Annotated in this window: 1 protein-coding gene; it reads right to left on the bottom strand. The window is 50.4% G+C overall.

Annotated elements, in window-relative coordinates; translation table 11 throughout:
- Positions 1 to 5 precede the first annotated feature (5 nt).
- The coding region (locus QP437_RS10555; protein WP_285267808.1) for an aminotransferase class I/II-fold pyridoxal phosphate-dependent enzyme at positions 6 to 230 on the bottom strand (225 nt) is incomplete at its 5' end.

Below are 230 nucleotides of genomic sequence, written 5' to 3'. Positions count from 1 at the left end.
TAAAATCACATCACCGCAGCAAACGCCTTTGCCACGCGATGCACATTTTGCGCGTTAAGCCCGGCGACACACATGCGACCGCTGGCGATGAGATAGACACCAAATTCTTCACGTAGTCGGTCAACCTGAGCGGTTCTTAAACCGGTATAACTGAACATGCCGCGCTGATTAAGCAGATAATCGAAATTGCGCTCTGGCATCTCTGTGCTCAATACCTTCACCAGTTCCTG

The organism is Haemophilus sp. UMB1048, assembly GCF_030218125.1.
Lineage (GTDB): Bacteria > Pseudomonadota > Gammaproteobacteria > Enterobacterales > Pasteurellaceae > Haemophilus_D.
This window is presented reverse-complemented; position numbering and strand designations above follow the sequence as displayed.